This is a genomic window from Methanospirillum stamsii (assembly GCF_003173335.1).
GTDB lineage: Archaea > Halobacteriota > Methanomicrobia > Methanomicrobiales > Methanospirillaceae > Methanospirillum > Methanospirillum stamsii.
Window position 1 is genome coordinate 11,757 of sequence record NZ_QGMZ01000024.1, and the last position, 16,493, is coordinate 28,249.

General features: G+C 40.2%; 13 protein-coding genes and 1 pseudogene. 2 read left to right on the plus strand and 12 right to left on the minus strand.

Annotation, left to right across the window (positions count from 1 at the left end):
* Positions 1 to 4 precede the first annotated feature (4 nt).
* The 6 genes from DLD82_RS11620 to DLD82_RS11645 form a co-directional block, all read right to left on the minus strand.
* Positions 5 to 1,105, minus strand: coding sequence for a glycosyltransferase family 4 protein (locus DLD82_RS11620; RefSeq protein WP_109941294.1), 1,101 nt, complete (start codon positions 1,103 to 1,105; stop codon positions 5 to 7).
* Positions 1,102 to 2,214 carry a glycosyltransferase family 4 protein gene (locus DLD82_RS11625; protein ID WP_181391402.1) on the minus strand — a complete coding sequence of 371 codons (1,113 nt, stop codon included), beginning with the start codon at positions 2,212 to 2,214 and terminating at the stop codon, positions 1,102 to 1,104. Before DLD82_RS11625 ends, DLD82_RS11620 begins: the two co-directional genes overlap by 4 nt.
* Positions 2,215 to 2,230: 16 nt before the next feature.
* The gene (locus DLD82_RS11630; RefSeq protein ID WP_109941296.1) at positions 2,231 to 2,956 is read right to left on the minus strand and encodes a sugar phosphate nucleotidyltransferase; all 726 of its coding nucleotides are present in this window, start codon (positions 2,954 to 2,956) and stop codon (positions 2,231 to 2,233) included.
* Complete coding sequence (locus DLD82_RS11635) at positions 2,953 to 3,984, minus strand: NAD-dependent epimerase/dehydratase family protein (protein ID WP_109941297.1); 1,032 nt, start codon at positions 3,982 to 3,984, stop codon at positions 2,953 to 2,955. Before DLD82_RS11635 ends, DLD82_RS11630 begins: the two co-directional genes overlap by 4 nt.
* A gap of 81 nt (positions 3,985 to 4,065) precedes the next feature.
* Entirely contained in the window at positions 4,066 to 5,187 is a 1,122-nt protein-coding gene (locus DLD82_RS11640) for a glycosyltransferase family 4 protein (RefSeq protein WP_109941298.1), read from the minus strand.
* A 224-nt stretch (positions 5,188 to 5,411) separates the two neighbouring features.
* Complete coding sequence (locus DLD82_RS11645) at positions 5,412 to 6,329, minus strand: radical SAM protein (RefSeq protein WP_181391403.1); 918 nt, start codon at positions 6,327 to 6,329, stop codon at positions 5,412 to 5,414.
* 239 nt (positions 6,330 to 6,568) lie between these two features.
* Between DLD82_RS11645 and DLD82_RS11650 the strand changes: the two genes are divergently transcribed.
* Positions 6,569 to 7,633 carry a glycoside hydrolase family 99-like domain-containing protein gene (locus tag DLD82_RS11650; protein ID WP_109941300.1) on the plus strand — a complete coding sequence of 355 codons (1,065 nt, stop codon included), beginning with the start codon at positions 6,569 to 6,571 and terminating at the stop codon, positions 7,631 to 7,633.
* On the opposite strand, the gene DLD82_RS11655 is transcribed toward DLD82_RS11650, so the two are convergent.
* The 5 genes and pseudogenes from DLD82_RS11655 to DLD82_RS11675 form a co-directional block, all read right to left on the minus strand.
* Positions 7,614 to 9,065, minus strand: coding sequence for a flippase (locus DLD82_RS11655; protein ID WP_109941301.1), 1,452 nt, complete (start codon positions 9,063 to 9,065; stop codon positions 7,614 to 7,616). The two genes, DLD82_RS11650 and DLD82_RS11655, sit on opposite strands and share 20 nt — an antisense overlap.
* A 12-nt stretch (positions 9,066 to 9,077) precedes the next feature.
* Positions 9,078 to 10,142: a radical SAM protein gene (locus DLD82_RS11660; protein WP_181391405.1), complete on the minus strand. Its 1,065-nt coding sequence runs from the start codon at positions 10,140 to 10,142 to the stop codon at positions 9,078 to 9,080.
* Positions 10,143 to 10,294: 152 nt separating this feature from the next.
* Positions 10,295 to 10,477 (minus strand): annotated as a pseudogene (locus DLD82_RS19670) (IS1634 family transposase); the annotation flags it as partial.
* A 22-nt stretch (positions 10,478 to 10,499) separates the two neighbouring features.
* Positions 10,500 to 12,191 carry an IS1634 family transposase gene (locus tag DLD82_RS11670; protein WP_109941303.1) on the minus strand — a complete coding sequence of 564 codons (1,692 nt, stop codon included), beginning with the start codon at positions 12,189 to 12,191 and terminating at the stop codon, positions 10,500 to 10,502.
* A gap of 241 nt (positions 12,192 to 12,432) precedes the next feature.
* On the minus strand, positions 12,433 to 13,386 hold the full coding sequence (locus DLD82_RS11675) for a glycosyltransferase family 2 protein (RefSeq protein WP_109941304.1): 954 nt from the start codon (positions 13,384 to 13,386) through the stop codon (positions 12,433 to 12,435).
* A gap of 250 nt (positions 13,387 to 13,636) precedes the next feature.
* Between DLD82_RS11675 and DLD82_RS11680 the strand changes: the two genes are divergently transcribed.
* Positions 13,637 to 16,063, plus strand: a complete 2,427-nt coding sequence (locus tag DLD82_RS11680) for an oligosaccharyl transferase, archaeosortase A system-associated (protein WP_109941305.1) — start codon at positions 13,637 to 13,639, stop codon at positions 16,061 to 16,063.
* 151 nt (positions 16,064 to 16,214) lie between these two features.
* Here the strand turns inward: DLD82_RS11680 and DLD82_RS11685 are convergent, their stop codons facing one another.
* Entirely contained in the window at positions 16,215 to 16,343 is a 129-nt protein-coding gene (locus tag DLD82_RS11685; RefSeq protein WP_109941306.1) for an ATP-binding protein, read from the minus strand.
* Positions 16,344 to 16,493: the final 150 nt, after the last annotated feature.

The following is a 16,493-nucleotide window of genomic DNA, read 5'->3' on the forward strand; positions in this document are numbered from 1 at the left end:
GGGCCTATTCCATTAATTTCCGGTATACCATTTGAGTCTCCTCTGCACACCGGTCCCAGCTGAATATTTTTGCACGGGCCAGATTATATCGGATCTGCTCTTTTCGCTTCTCATTATCAGTGAGATACACAATCATCGCTTCAGAAATCGCCACAGGATCATCGGGGGAGACCATGCATCCTCCTGGGCCGACAATCTCCGGGAGTGAGCCTCGGTCGGAGACAATGACCGGCACTCCGCATTGCATGGCTTCTAAAGGAGGAAGGCCAAATCCTTCATACCAGGATGGGAGAACGAATAGCGCGGCTGCACAATAGAGAGCCGGAAGATCTTCATGTGACACATATGTCAAAAATATGATATTACTTGTTAAGGATAACTGCTCCACTATCCTGTACACTTCACTATACTTCCAGCCGTTCTGACCAGCAATAACGAGGTTATATTCCGGGTGATGTTTGATGAGGATAGAAAACGCCCGGAGAAGGCTTGGCAGATTTTTTCGTGGCTCAATAGTTCCGACAAATAGAACAAAAGGGCGATGGAGAGAATATGCAGACTTTACCCTCTGTATCCCTTCTTCATTACAGGGTCTGAATTGTATATCTGCAGCGAGTGGAATTACAGAAATTTGCTCATCAGGAATTGAAAAAGATTTGATAATATCATTCTTTGTTGCAACTGAATCAGAAATAATATGACCAGCTCTCTTTATGTTAGTGGGTAAAAACCAGCATGAATACAATGTCCGGTAACGGGTATGATATTCAGGCATTGTGATGGCAGTAATATCATGAATCGTAACCACATACCTGGAATGACAGGGCTTTGGGAGAGGGAATTGAGCAGGATTGTGCACAAAATCCAGTTTTTTCAGGTTACTTTTCTGCAATGCGACTCCAAACGACCAGAGGAGAGTGTTGTAGGGAATCAAAGGATAATACGGAGCGAGATTTTCAACTTGAGGCAATTGAATAGATCCATGATGGCCAATCGTTGTTATATTCAGATTACTCTTAAGGTGACTAACAAGATGATAGATATAATTAGCTACTCCGGCACGGCGATGCCCAAGATTTCCGGTGAGGATACCTGCGTGAATCATGGAGAATCTTTCCTCAAGATGCTTTCGTAGACTTCAGCAGTCTTTTCTATGGTTTTTTCCCAGGAAAACTGATTAGCCTGTTGAAATCCATGCAGAACCATTTTTTCACGGAATGACTCATCGGTCAGAACCCGGGTTATCTCCCGCGCAAAACCTGGCACATCATCAGGAGCAACCATAATTCCATCTTTCCCCACAACCTCAGGAAGAGACGATGAGCTGGAACAGATAACCGGGGTTCCGCATTGCATTGCTTCGAGCGGGGGAAATCCAAACCCTTCGTACCAACTGGGATAAATAAATGCACTCGCTCCGCTATACAGGAGGGGGAGTTCTTCAAACGGAACATAATCCAGCCAGTGTATCCGTTCAGAATATCGTGAAGCGCCAATCATTTCAAATATTGGTTCAGAATTCCAACCCCTGTTCCCTGATAACACAATATGGAGATCTCTGAAACTATCTGCGATCATCTCAAATGCTTTAATGAGTGTCTCAATGTTTTTTCTTGGTTCAATAGTGCCCACAAAAAGCAGGTAGGGATAATCTAGATTCTTCTCTGCACGCCATGCAAAGATTTTTTCTCTATCCATCGGTTGAAACTGCGGATCTGCCGCAAGATGGATGACCTCTATCTTTTCCTGGGCGATCCCATAGACTTCATAGATATCCTTTTTAGTGTGGTTCGAGTCGGCGATGATCCTATCAGAGGAGTGTAATACAGATGGTAAAAATATCCGATTTGTCAAGCTCCGGAATGGAAAATGATAGAACGGCGTTATAATCGGAGTAATGTCATGAATCGTAACAACCTGGTGCCTTCCGAGGTTAGAGGATGTAAGAAACTGACCAGGGTTATGTAATACGTCAAACTGCTCTAATTCCTTTTTATAACATCGTAACCATTGATTCCAGAGCAGACTATTATATCGCCTATAAAAAGGGGTTTTTATTATTAGTGATTTACAACCGGGAATATCCATGCCACTTTCATGACGAATGACTGTGATCTCATACCTGGCTGAAAGACGGGTGACAAGGTGATATATATAGGTCCCAATACCGGTTCGGTTTGTCTGTAGATCACCGATGATAATACCAATTTTCATAAGAATTCTTATATCATCAGGTTTTATGAAGCAATTGGACTGCTTCTGCCAAGTCATCCTTAAAATTTATATTCGTATACATGCTTCCAATCTCAAACAAGGTCACCAGTCTGCCGTCATCTACAGCACACTGAATCAGATCAGGCAGTTCTTTTTCCCCTCTGACCGGATGAATCGGTGTTTTTTCAATGTACTGGAGAATCTCATTGTTAAAGATACAATGCCCGGTCCCCTGAATATCATTCACAGCAACCCGGGGTTTCTCTATTAACCTGAATATCCGGCCATCCTCACCAGTCAATACCGTATAAGTGCGGGATATCTTTTCCCGTGTGGGTTGATGGACAACCCCGCAGAGCACAAAGGGTTTCTGAGTTTGGAATTCTTTAACCATCGCAGGTATCCTGGTCCCGGTCAGGACTTCATCACCAAGGAGAAGGAAAAAATCATCATTTCCCAGTTCATCACGGCAGACATCGATCGCATGAACCAGCCCCTTCTGTTCCAACTGGATAACATACCGGATGGGTGTCCCCTGAAAGTCTATCCCATACCGGTTGATAATCTGCTCTGCACAATGACCTACAACGATAACGATCTCTGTAACTCCTGCTTCACAGGCGCGCTTCAGATTATACTCAATTACCGGTTTGCCATGAAGTTCAAGAAGGCACTTATTCGTGCATTGTGTCTTCTCTTCCAGGCGTGAACCTCTCCCCCCAGCGAGAATAAGAGCTTTCATGATGTCATGAAAAGGTGTTTTTCTAATTCTATCCAACGGATGAGGTGTTCAATCCCGGTGCGCGGAAGTGTTACCGGTTCCCAGCCCAGCTGATGTCTGATTTTGCTGATATCCGAGATAAAATACCAGAGATCCCCATGGCGCGCAGGTTCAAGCTTAATATCGGATTTTTTTCCGGAAATTTCTGAAATCAATTCCAGGCATTCACGAATTGAGACCGCTGTCTTCTCTCCTCCGCCGACGTTATAAATACCAGATCTTGGATTGTGAAAAAACGCATCAATAGCCCTGACTGCATCACCGGCATACAAAATATCCCGGACCTGCTTGTCAGTCCCGAATATTTTCATAGGTAGCCCAAGGATGGTCCGTATCGCAAAATTTGCAACCCACCCATGGTCCTCCCCCCCAAACTGCCTGGGCCCATACATGCCTGATAGCCGGTATGTTGCCGCTTTTAGTCCGTATGTATCAGTATAAGCCTGCACATAGAGTTCGCCGGCGCGCTTAGAGGCATGGAGTGGTGAAAGCTGACCGGTCATGATGGGATACGATTCATCGATAGCGGGAGGTCTCCTCACAAATCTGGCCTCCTGCTCCTCAATCTCCTGGTTAATACCATTTCCATAGACATGAATGCTGGAGCAGGAGACAACGGGTACATCATATCTCCTCGCTGCTTCCAGAACATTGACTGTACCGTTGACATTTGAGGTGAGGTCAAGGTCAGGATGGTCAATAGCAATAGTCATAGCAGGCTGGGCAGCGGTGTGTGCAATATAGTCACATCCCTGAGCGGCTGACATGAGGGATTCTTTATCTCGGATATCTCCTTCAATTATCCGGACCCCTCGTTTTTTCAGGTATAATGCATTGTACATCCGTGACCCTTCCACTGGGTAGCCGGTACGGGACAACTCAAACTTTGTCAGGTTATCAAAGGCTATTACCTCATCACCCCTGCTTTGATAATATTCACAGATATGTGATCCAAGAAATCCACAGCCACCGGTTACGAATATTTTCATGAAAGGAACCCCTTAATGAACGCTCTTTGAATAATTGATATTATGGAATATATGCTTAAACAAGTATTGGTTTACAGGGAATCAGGTACGGACAACTGCTTCACATCGCTCAAATAATTCTCTGCAGAATTTCTCCCATTTCAGATTATCCCTGACCCATCGCCTCCCACGTTCAGCCTGAGTAGCGTAATCGTTGTAGTTCTGCATAATGGTCTGCACAGCTTGAACATAATCTCTCGTCACTGTACCGATTTCATGCATGCTGATGAGGGAGGATGAGGTAATATCAGGTGATACAATAACCGGGGTTCCAGCGCAGAGGGCTTCAAAGGGAGAGAGCCAGCTGCCTTGTGACTGTACGGGAAAGAGTGCCAGGTGGGCTGCATGATAGAGGTCTCGGATGGTGTTACGACTGATATGACCTGTGATAAGAACGTGTTTTTCCAAATGGTGTGCCCTGATATATGCCCTGACTTCTTCTTCATACCAGTTCCCCCCCTGTCCGGCCAGGATAAGGATGCCAGATGGATCGGTTCTGATTATTTTTTTAAGGCACCTCACACTTGCCATCTGATTCTTTAATGGAGAAAAGACTCCGACATGCAGGAGAACAAACCGGTCTTCTAGATGATAAGATTCTACTGCTCGCTTTCCCTCACCGGATGAGAAATATGCATAATCAATCCCATAGGGGATGATGTGTGATGGACGCGAATAAAGTTTAGAAAATCTCTGTTGATTGAATTCATCAGCAACGATGATATCATCTACCCGGTTTCTGACCATCCACCGGTCAGCGGTGAGGAGTGCTATTTTGAAGAGATCCACGGGTCTTTTAACTCCGTTATAGTGGATGTGAAATGATGGTGGTTCGTTACACATCCAGACTGTCGGTATTGAACAGCCTGCTGCTGCGAGATGGGTGGGATAATTATGGGCGTTAACGACATCCCAGTCCGGGTGCTCTTTTAAATATCTCCAGAACGCATATGCAGTCCCCGTCTGCCACCGGCCCTGCCAGGAGGGTGAGATTGTAATATAATTTGTTTTGGGAGTCAACATCTTCACTTCATCAGATACCGCTCGTGTGAGGACATCGTGAGGGATCCCATGGTTTCCAAGATACCGGCATAACTCAGTGATGACGAGTTCCGCTCCACCATAAAACGAGAGATCAGGATGGGTAATCAGGAGTGAAGTCATATTTTTCGTTTTATTTTATGAATGCATGCTTTGTGTTTCTGAAGTCCATATCCGAATACCTGCTCTAAATTCTTCAAAATCGATAGGTGTTTTTGAATCATAGTCCTGGTTTAGAAATCACATTTTTGCTCACGGATGTTCAAAGTATTTCTCATTTCATGGATGTATAAATATGAAACGCTTATTAACCCAAAAAAAACCCGGTTAGGTAATAAGATGAGATATCATTTTCTTTTGTAATTATACAAACAGCAATCAATGCATGCGGGAGGACATGAACCCTGTCTTAATTTTTTTCTCAAATCCTGATATCTAACACCATTCCAGATTTCCTTAAATGAAGTTTCAAAAATATTTCCCATTGAAGTTTTTTTCTGATATTCACGCTTATTAGATTCATTAGCAGAACAGCAAGGAACTACATCTCCATTTGCAAAAATAAATGGCATTGTCCATTCAATACATTGGGAGATAGGAGGTTTTTCTATTGAAACATCTAGATTCCATGAAATATGGACATTGTTTTCTTTTGCGAGAGTCTCACAGGATTGGATATAGTCTTCAGAGATATCTGTATATAGGTCCTGAACTTCAGGGAAATAATGGAGCATTCTGGTAATCTGGATACTAACTGGTTCTTGGGCAAGCTCTGAAACAGATGAAATAAAATGTGGTATTTCTTCAAGATTGTTTTTCATTACTATGTAGTGAAATGATATCTTTGGATACTCTGATTTTTTTTCTTTTTTATAATCAAAAAGAAGTTTAATATGATTCATCACCGTCTCAAACGAGGCGCCTGGGCGAATTTGTTCGTACAATTCCGGAGTTGCAGCCTCACATGAGATAAGAAGTTTATCAACTTGGAGATCTACTAGTTTTTTTATATTTCCTTCATTTGGGAAAAATAGATTGTCATACAATTCAACATAGATACCTCGTGATTTGACGAGTTCAAGCATCTTCATAAAGTCCTTATTCAGAAAACTTTCACCAATTCCAGTAAGGCCAATCCATTTTAATTTAGGAAACTGATCGATGATAGACACAAATTCTTGATAGGAAATATCCCGGGATGGTTCTTCCCAGTAAGTGTGTTCACACATTATGCAGCGAAGTCCACAGCGTGTTGTTACTTCCACTTCGATAAAAGATGGTTCAGGATGAAACCAGTTATATATTTTTATAAGATTGGGATGGTTCCGAATCCAATACCAAAAAATGATAAAATGAATTCGATTATAGGTATATTTTAACCCCTTATCTTTTATTGTTCGAAACGTTTGATGCCAGATTTGCATAAAAAATTACCTCCTTCAATAATCTTCAAATTGTTCATAAAAACTTCATTATTATAAAGATCTAATATTTAAAATAATACGTGATTGGAGCACATTATTATCCCTGGTATGGAAAGCTAGCAAATATAATAATTGGGGGAGGGAACTGGGACTCAGGAACAGCACATACTCCTATATTAGGAAAATACTCTTCTGACAATGAAGAAGTTATCCGTGAACACGTCCGTATGGCTAAAAGCGCAGGTATTGATTTTTTTATTCTTGAGTGGACCGGGCCGGGTTTGTGGGAAGACAAAATTATCCGAAAGCATTGTATTCCAGTATTTGAATCGATGCAGATGCCTTTTTGCATCATGTATGATTCTTATTTTACTCTTCATAAAACTGAAACAGACCCAACATGGGATTTATCGAAAAAATATGATTGCAGGATAACCAAGGGTATGAAGATGATTGAGGATTTTCAGTACCTCTTACGGACATATTTCTCTCATCCATTGTATTTTCATATCCAGAAAAGGCCAGCGGTGATGGTTTTTCTTGCATATAAATACCGGGACACTCAAGGATTAATTAAAAAATTGCGAACTTTAGAAGGAATGCCAGAAGGGGGCCCTTTTTTGATTGGAGATATTATCTCTACTTATTTCTCATCAAAGGGTCATTACAATGTCAGTGACATTCTTTCATACTTGTATAACACTTCACTATCTGGAATTATTAAAAAAATAAATCTGAAAATTTATTCAGGAAATCATGAAGAAAAAAGTGTCCTATCAGAGCTGGACGCTATATCCGGATATAACATCATAAAAACAAATGGAGAAATCCTAGAAAACTATAAGAAATCATTACAGTATCTTAAGAAAACCAGTGAGATGTATCACAACGTATGTATTCCATTTATTTTTCCCGGGTATGATGATACAAATCTACGGGGATCCAGACGAGAAAGACATACAATTAAAAGGGGTAATAATGGGGAGTTTTATAGAAACATAATAAAAATCGCACAAAAATTTGTTAATCCGAATATTAATTTACTTATTCTCACTTCATTTAACGAATGGCATGAAGGGACAGAGATAGAGCCTTCAAAACAATATGGAGACTTATTTCTCAATATCACTTCTGATTTGACGTAACCATAAGATTAGCTTTTAGTATCATATTCAGCAATGAGTAGATATCCTGTAATTTTATAAACCCCCCACATACAGTTAGTACGAAAAACGTGGAGATTCCAAAGATCTGAACCAATGATACAGGAAATAAGAAATATTGTTGTAATAGGTGGACAACTACTAGAGTGAAAATGGTTATAAGAAACATCCCTAAAACACTTTTAACAGGAAAGGGTAGAATATCACGCAATGGGTAAACATGATAAATCATGGAAATTATCCCGGAAAAAACAATAGCTACTGCTGCACCAGTAAGACCAATCATATGAATCCCCACCACCAACAAGAGAATTAGGGTGGAAATACTGCACAATAAGACCCATATGTAAACAGCATCACGATCTGAAGCCCACATAGACCAGGCATATATTGAATTCAGGGTTAATGGAATAATTGACCAAATTAGGATCTGCCATATCAGAATACTACTCGCATATTGTTCTCGATAAATTACATTAATAAAAAAATATGCATTCCAGGAAAAAAACAAACACACAGGGATACCAAGAAAACAGATCCCAGAAAGAATGGAGGGTATGTATTGTGATGACTGTTTTGACCATTTTTCAAGGGAACGACATAATGCTGGGAAAAGAGAAATCAGCACTAATCCAAGAAGCGTACTAAAACTGGATATTATCCGGGAAGCTGCCGAATAATAACCAACAGATACCGGATTCATGAAGAGCCCAATAATAAGGGTATCCAAATTTGTCATCACCAGCGAGAGAATATTTGTTATACCAATACTGATTGAAGAAACTATGCAGGCGAACCATTTTTCGGGAGTTAACACAATCGGCACTGAAAAAATATGATTCCATAGTGGAAGATATCCAATACTTAATCCCCCAATTATTGAAATCGCCTGGATTAAGGGCACGTAAATTAAATCCACTGATTCATCCACAAAAATTATTATTAATACAAAACTTAATGATGCAATTATTACTTTAACCAGACTGTTAATCGCCATTTTTTCAAGTCCATTATATACCCAGTCTGGAATGAGAATTGTAGGAATTGCAGTAAGAAGGAAGAGAATCATGATATTAGCAGCTCTATACTGAGAATATACAAACCATAGCATAATACTTGTAACCAGAATACACATAACGGATAGTATCAATCTCAGGGTTGTTATATTCCAAAAAAAGACCGCATTAAGTATTTTCCCCCGTGCAATATGTCTGGTTCCATGTAAAGGAAGCCCCAGGTTTGATATTATTGTCACATAAGAAGTTATAACCAAGGCATAATTCATCACCCCAAAGGAATCTGGACCCAATATTCGAGCAAGATAAATCATCTGGAAAAAACCAATTATAAAAGCGAATATCTGGCCAAGAAGAAGTGATCCTACATTTTGAAAAAAACGAGAAATAAAAATCATTAACTAACACGCTTAATTATTTCGAAACAAGCATCCTTTACAATAACCAAACCGTCCACATGATCTGCCAGATACCCGTACTGATTGTAACTCCTCTTCACTCAGAATTTTATTCGTCGCTGTAGATCTAACTACTTTTCGTAATGATCTATAGGGTTTTTCATTCCAAAAATCTGATAAATCCTGGCTCAACAAATTTCCCATTTTATATTTATTCTGGTCAACCACAACTTCTTCTCCGGCATAATGTTCAGACCAATATGAACCAGGACTATTATAAATGTAACAACAGGGATAAATATCACCGTTTAATGCAACTCTTAGTGTATTCCATGGAGAAAAGCACATGCGAGGATGGTTTTCGGCAATCGTTGCTCTTATAATTACACCATTATTTAATGCATATCGTTTCAATTGATGAATTTCACTAATTATTGATTTATTCTCAAAAATTGTCATTGTATGCTCCTCCGCATTGAATTGAATTGGCAATAAAAAGTTCACTTCATTGAATCGATTTTCTATTGCATATTTAATAAAAGTGCCTAATTGGGAGATTGTTTCAGGAAAAATCAGAGATTGGAGACGAATCCAGGTTTTTGGAAAAAGTGATCTCAAAGAATCAAAAGAATTCGTTATCTTTTCAAGGGGTATTCCACGAATATTAAAAAAAATATCAGGATCTGTGCTATCCAAGGAAATATTTAACTGAGTGATCGTTGCCAACTTTTTTGAATGAATATATTGTTGATTTAATAGAGTCCCATTTGTAGTAACTTCAATAGCACATCTACGATGATTGAGATAAGCAAGAATTTGATCGATCTCATGATGTAACAATGCTTCACCCCTCCCAAGAAGGGCTACAGATTTGAGGTTTGGTAATTTTTCACAGATTTTTTTAAAGTTATCATATGACATTTCTTCATCTTTAATCCCAGGTAAAAGAGTCCTAGGGCACATTCTGCAATTCAGATTACACCGAGTAGTAATCTCTATGATTGCTCCACGAGGGGAAGATGCTATATCAGAATTAATAATTATTTTTTTTATAATATTTCGAAATGTTGATTTCACAAATGATATTTGATTCTACTTACATTAAGAAAGTTTGTTCGTAACTATTCAGCATGTTGATCCAAGTTCAGGCATGGTATTTCGAACCAATGGATAATCAATTTCCAATTCTGGCAACCATGATGTTTTTTTAAACCTATATTCCCGCCCATTCATAACGATGTAGGTGGAGCAACTCCAAGATCGTAATACAATTGCTCTTGCTTTTCTATCATCTCTCCCACTCGCAGAACTTTTCCAGGCTGTTCGAAACATTCAATGACATCCAACTTATCCAATAAACTAGTAATTGAGTATCTTTTGACAAGATCCTTCTCCTGCATTTGTTTTTTAACCTGAACTACGGAGTTTTGTACACTACTCTACTGAAAACAGGCGACCGGCGAACAGGTCAGCCATACCCAGTGCTGCAACTTGCTTCTTCAGATCATTTGTCACATTCACAAAGAAGACCTCAATCTCTTTACCTAGATTAACCTCTAATTTCTCTACTCTCGCTAATTTCTTGAGAAATACAGACTCGGAGAGTGACACATCTTTAGAGTTAGATAAATTAATCATCCAGCGAAGAGCGGAAAGCAATCGATATGCAAGAGTACAAACAAAAATTATGGCCTTTACTCTTGATTCTAATCTGTGGCGAATCGGTTTAAGATCTTCATCAGTTTTAATCGTCCGGAATGCCTTCTCAATGAAATCTTTTTCAAGATACATCCTGACAACTTCTTGAGATGAATAGGTAGAATCAGATGAATATAACAAAAACTTCCCATCCATGGATTTTGCTTCCTCTATCTTTTTTTCATTGACTGACCATGTGAAGTCCACAATTCTCTCATCTTCCGGGTATTCGATAATAAAAAACCGTTTCCACCCATTTAGGATTCCTTTCACTGCTAATTTTAAATTTTGTTGGGAATTGAAATTTAATTCCGATTTTAAATGAGTTAATTCTTGAGATATCTCAAAAATTGCTTTATTTCTTCGGATAAGAGATTTAGTTGCTTTTGTCACATTCCTGTATACGACAGTCTCTCGCATTTGTCCATATAATTCAGCTTTAATTTTACATGCATACAATTCCCCAGTATTCTTGGATGGGACCAGAAAATCAGGATTTTCTGGAATTTCCGTAGATGCTATGATCTTTTTTGCCTCATCAGATATTTTTGGAACTCCACAAATTATCTTCCAACCCATATTTTCAAGAGTATTTACTGTTTTGTTAGAGGTGTTCCCCCGGTCCCAGATAATTGTACCATTCTGAATAGAAAAATCAGATAAACGAGGAATAACATGCTGCATTGTCGTCATTGACGTATGGTTTCCAGGATGTATCATATGGGCTAAGGGCTGGTTATCATATTTCGAGACTAAAAGGGAGAGATTAAACTGCTGTTGTCGCCAATTCTCAGCATTATGCCCTTTTTCAGCTAGTGGGCAAGTACTCCCATATGTAATCATGGAGGTCATATCATAGGCCAGAAATTCGCTTTCATCTTTTGGTATCGGGTTTTGATTACGCCAAATTGCATAGAGCGATTCATCAATCGCTTTAGTTTTATCCACTATTCTGCCGGATTCTGGATCTTGGTAACAAATACAGTCAAGAGCTGCAAAAAAAGCATCTCTGTCGACTCCTTTCGAAGATAATTGTGAAATTTCCGGGAGAGATGTTCCATCGATCCACTCTTCAAGTTGGGTCGCACTTTCCGGGTCCAGAACCCGGTTAATCGCCCAGAGCGTAAGTAATTTTCCAGGGCTGTTCGCTTTTCTCCTTCCTTTAAGACCACAAATTCGATCAATAGTATCGACCATATGCATCTGGCTTGCAATTGACCACAAGACGGTTACATCTCCTGCTCGAACTGAGCGATCGGGAGGTTTCCAAGCCATCACAGTTTTTTTGGGTAAAGGAACTTTTTCCTGATCACTCTCAACACCCAGATACCTGACGAATTCACTACGAACTTTCTTCCCCTCTCTTACGCTCCGGTATTCACACAGGTATACTTTGTTCCCTTTTTCCATACGTCTAATCCAGGTCATAGTAGTGTATATTTAACACTACAACTATAGATATCTTTCCACGCTGAAGAAAGTATTTTTAAAAAATAAAGTCAAATTGGGCACTTCAAAAAATGAGCGCCGTTAGTAGTGTACCCTATCTCCTTAACTCAGGTCAAAATTAATATCCGGAATTGTGTTTGATCATTCAAATGGAGTAAATTTTTTTATGAAAAATCAACTCATTAGACTCTCGTGGAAATAAATTCAAGAATACTATATTTTAACCGTACCATGCCCCCTTATTCTCCTCCTGCATGTCAAAAAGCATCGCAAACAGCATAAACTGCACACCAAGGGCAAATAATATCACAGAAACCACAGCCGGAACAAATATCGAATTGTTCATAATGAATTTAAACCAAAGAGCATATAATCCAAACAAAATCGAAACAAACGTAAAGAACACTCCGGAAATATAAAAAAACACCAGTGGATGGAACGATAAAATTATATATTTCATCTTCATACGCCAGATAAACGCATTCAGCAATAACCAGGACAACCGGACAATATACGTAGAATACTTAATGCCTGACCTTTCAAGTCCGTACCTGGCCGGATGAGGAACATTTCTTACCCGGAATCCAAAGGTATTGAGCCAGACCAGAAGATCATTACAATACCCATACCGGGGATAAATCTCATCAAGAGAAATTGTTTCAAGGGCACGTTTTGAAATCGCTGTATACCCGTTCTGGGGATCCATAAGCTGCCAGTACCCGGATGCAATTTTCGTAAGCAAAGTCAGAACAGAATTCCCGACAAAACGCCACTTTGACATGCCCTGCCTGAACTTCTCATTAATCAGACGATTCCCAACCGAATAATCTACTGAACCCTCAACAACCGGATCAAGAAGTTCCGGAAGAAAAGCAGGATCCATCTGGTTATCTCCGGCCATAACGGAGACAATATCCATCCGGTCTGAAAGTGCCTGTTTATAACCGGAGATGATAGCCCCGCCAACACCGGTATTCTTTACATGATGAATAGGTACAATCCGCCTGTCTTTAGCTGAATAATCATCAATCAGTCGGCCGGTTTTATCTGGTGATGCATCATCAACCGCATATATCCGATCAACAAAATCCGGAACTGACTCCAACGTGGGCACAATAAGAAGTTCTTCCTTATATGCAGGAATGACCACCCCGATTTTTCTATCCCGATACATAAGACCCCCATTTTTACTAAATCAGAAATTCAATAAAATAATCTATGAAACAGACATTCTGGCCCATCCCAAATTCCATCTCTGTATATCCATCCGGATACATTCACGCGCAAACTTATATAACCAATAGTCAATAAAACCCACACCCCCTCTTCCTCTCCGGTATGTTCCCGGAAATAATTAAACGGTTAATCAGAATCTATCCAGAAATATTAATCTGTGAAAGTCGATTTCTAATCCAGGTATTGTAATGAATATAAAACATAATTCACTCATTCTTTTCCTCCTGCTCCTATTCTCAATGATAATCACCCTAATCCTTCATTCACAGACATACACTCTTCTTACATCCGGAGTATTTCCCCAGGTCCTAACACCTGATCCCTGGTATATTATCCGGCAGACAGAACTTGCTGCTCATTCATTCCCCTCCTATACATGGTTTGATCCTTTCACTGGTTTCCCGGATGGTACAATAATATATTGGGGGCCTTTCCTCCCCCTTTTATGCGGATTACTTGCCCAAATCCCGGGATCCGGAAATGAATCTGCAATGATCCTTTTCGTCTCATGGATACCGGTACTTACTGCAATGCTTACCATTCCCCTTGCATATTGGTTTGGAAAAGAGATCAAAGGAGAAATGTGTGGAATTGCGGCAGCATTTCTTATGGCTGTCATGCCGGGAAGTTACCTGATTCGGTCCATGTATGGATACGTGGACCATCATATCTTCGAATCTTTTTTCATGTTGGCATATTCACTGGCCCTTGTACTCTTTTTCAACCGTATTTATGGTAACAACGACACCCCACGGATAAAACCGGCAGTCCTCGGAGGAGGAATAACCGGACTGATGCTGGGCCTCGGTATGATTAATGCACCGACCATGATCCTTATCGCCGGTATCACCACAATTTTTGTTCTCTTTGCCGCATATCAACTCATAAATCAAGGGAAAAACCTCCTGCCATTCAGCATTTTGATAGGAGTTTCATCATGTATCGGAGCGGTAATCACCCAGATATTCTATACCCCAGACCCGGCAGTACAGGCCCCATTCATCTTTAACCCGGTTTCTCTTGCATCAGTCCTCTTCATTCCGGCAATCGCCGGATTCCTGTTTCTGGGTCTTCAGTTTTTGATGAAGAAATACCAGGTAAAGCATAACCGGATACTCCCTGTAACTCTCCTGTCAGTACTAACTGTAATAATCCTGGCTTTTCTCCTCCTCCCCGGTTATGCTAATGATCTTCTCAATAGCATAATGGGTGCTTTGAATTCTGTTCCAACCAATTACGGCATTGCAGAATACTTTCCGCTAAGTCTGGATGTAGCATTTTTTAATTACCACCTCATGCTCCTCATGCTTATTCCCGGACTGCTCCTCCTGCTAATTTCTGGGATTCGCAAACAGGACAGTATTGCAATCTATCTCATCCTCTGGACCGGAGTCACCGGATTATTAACCATCACCAACACCAGGTATGAGATTCTTTTCGCAGTTCCTTTGGCACTGACAACGGCTTATTTCCTTGACTGGCTGTTTCATTATGAGAGAAAAATCGTGGATATTACCACTGAAAGCCTTACTGAAGAAAAAAGTGTTCAGGATAAAAACTGGAGAGAAAGACCAACATCCCTTATTGCAATGGTCCTCCTAATCGGGACCTGTTTACTTTCTCTTTGTATCGGAGGCATGGTTGCAACAGCGGATTATAACTATCAGCCATATGTTGCATCAGAAGACTGGGTAGAAGGATTACTCTGGATGAAGACTGCAACCCCTGATCCGGGTGTGAATTACTACCAGACATACCAGTCAGATACTTTTACTTATCCGGATTCATCATACGGTGTTCTCTCATGGTGGGACTATGGCCACTGGATTACTACTATTGCTCACCGAATGGCGGTCACAAATCCCTTCCAGGCAAACCTTGACATGGGTGCACAATTCTTTATGGATAAAAAAGAATCAGGTGCCGATACAATTGCTACAACGAATAATATCCGGTACATCATCACAGACGCCGACATGCTCTTTGATACCATGCAGATGATGATGAAGGTAAAATCAAAAGATCTCACACAAAGTCAGTACATGGGCCTTATTTCTACCACCGATCCGGTCACCGGAAAACCTGTAAGTTCCATCGGGTATCGCCAGGCTTTTTACGAAAGCATGGTAACAAGACTGCATGTTTTTGATGGGTCAGCAGTAACCGGAGAGGAGGCAAAATATGAGGAAGAAGGAACTCCGGTACCAGGAACAGACATGATAGTAATCTTCCCCGGTGGCCCGGATCCGGAAATATCTGAATCAATCATAAGGCCGATAAAAGATCTTGATGCTCTCCAGCACTACCGGCTTATCTGGGAGTCGAATACCTCTCTTTCAACCACTGATGAACATGACATCCGGAAAGTGAAGATATATGAAAGGGTTCCAGGTGCAATAATTTCGGGAGAAGGAACAATTGAATTACAACTCACAACTAACCGGGACAGAGTATTTACCTATCGACAAAAATCACACAATGGCACATTTACCCTTCCATATTCCACTTCAGGATCATCCTATCCGGTTCAATCAACCGGACCATACAGGATAATTGAAACCGGTGAAGAGATAGTAGTACCAGAAGAGATGGTGATGAGCGGATTGGAAAAATAACCATCCCTTTTCAGGTTTATATTCCATACATCAAATAATAACCCGATAATTCGGAAAATATAGTGAAATTAACCGAATTTTTGATACATATTTTGCATTTTGGCTATATCCCAGATATGGACCTCATCAGAAGTAAATCCGGACTCTTCTTTTAAATAAACAGATCAATTAATTCAGACTTACCAACACGCCTCCTTCCATACAAAATGATAAACTCTGCATCATTATTATCTAACCGCTTCTGAAGAGATGCAAGTTCATCAGTCCGGTTGAGAAACATAACATCTAATAGGATTTGATGGAGGATTAATATGTTACTTCAGAGTATGATACTTTGGAGTAACTTACCTGAAAGTAACATCAGAGATCATCTCTCCATAACCTCAATTTAGATATCGCCGGAAATTTGCAGATTTTCCATTCGGTCAAT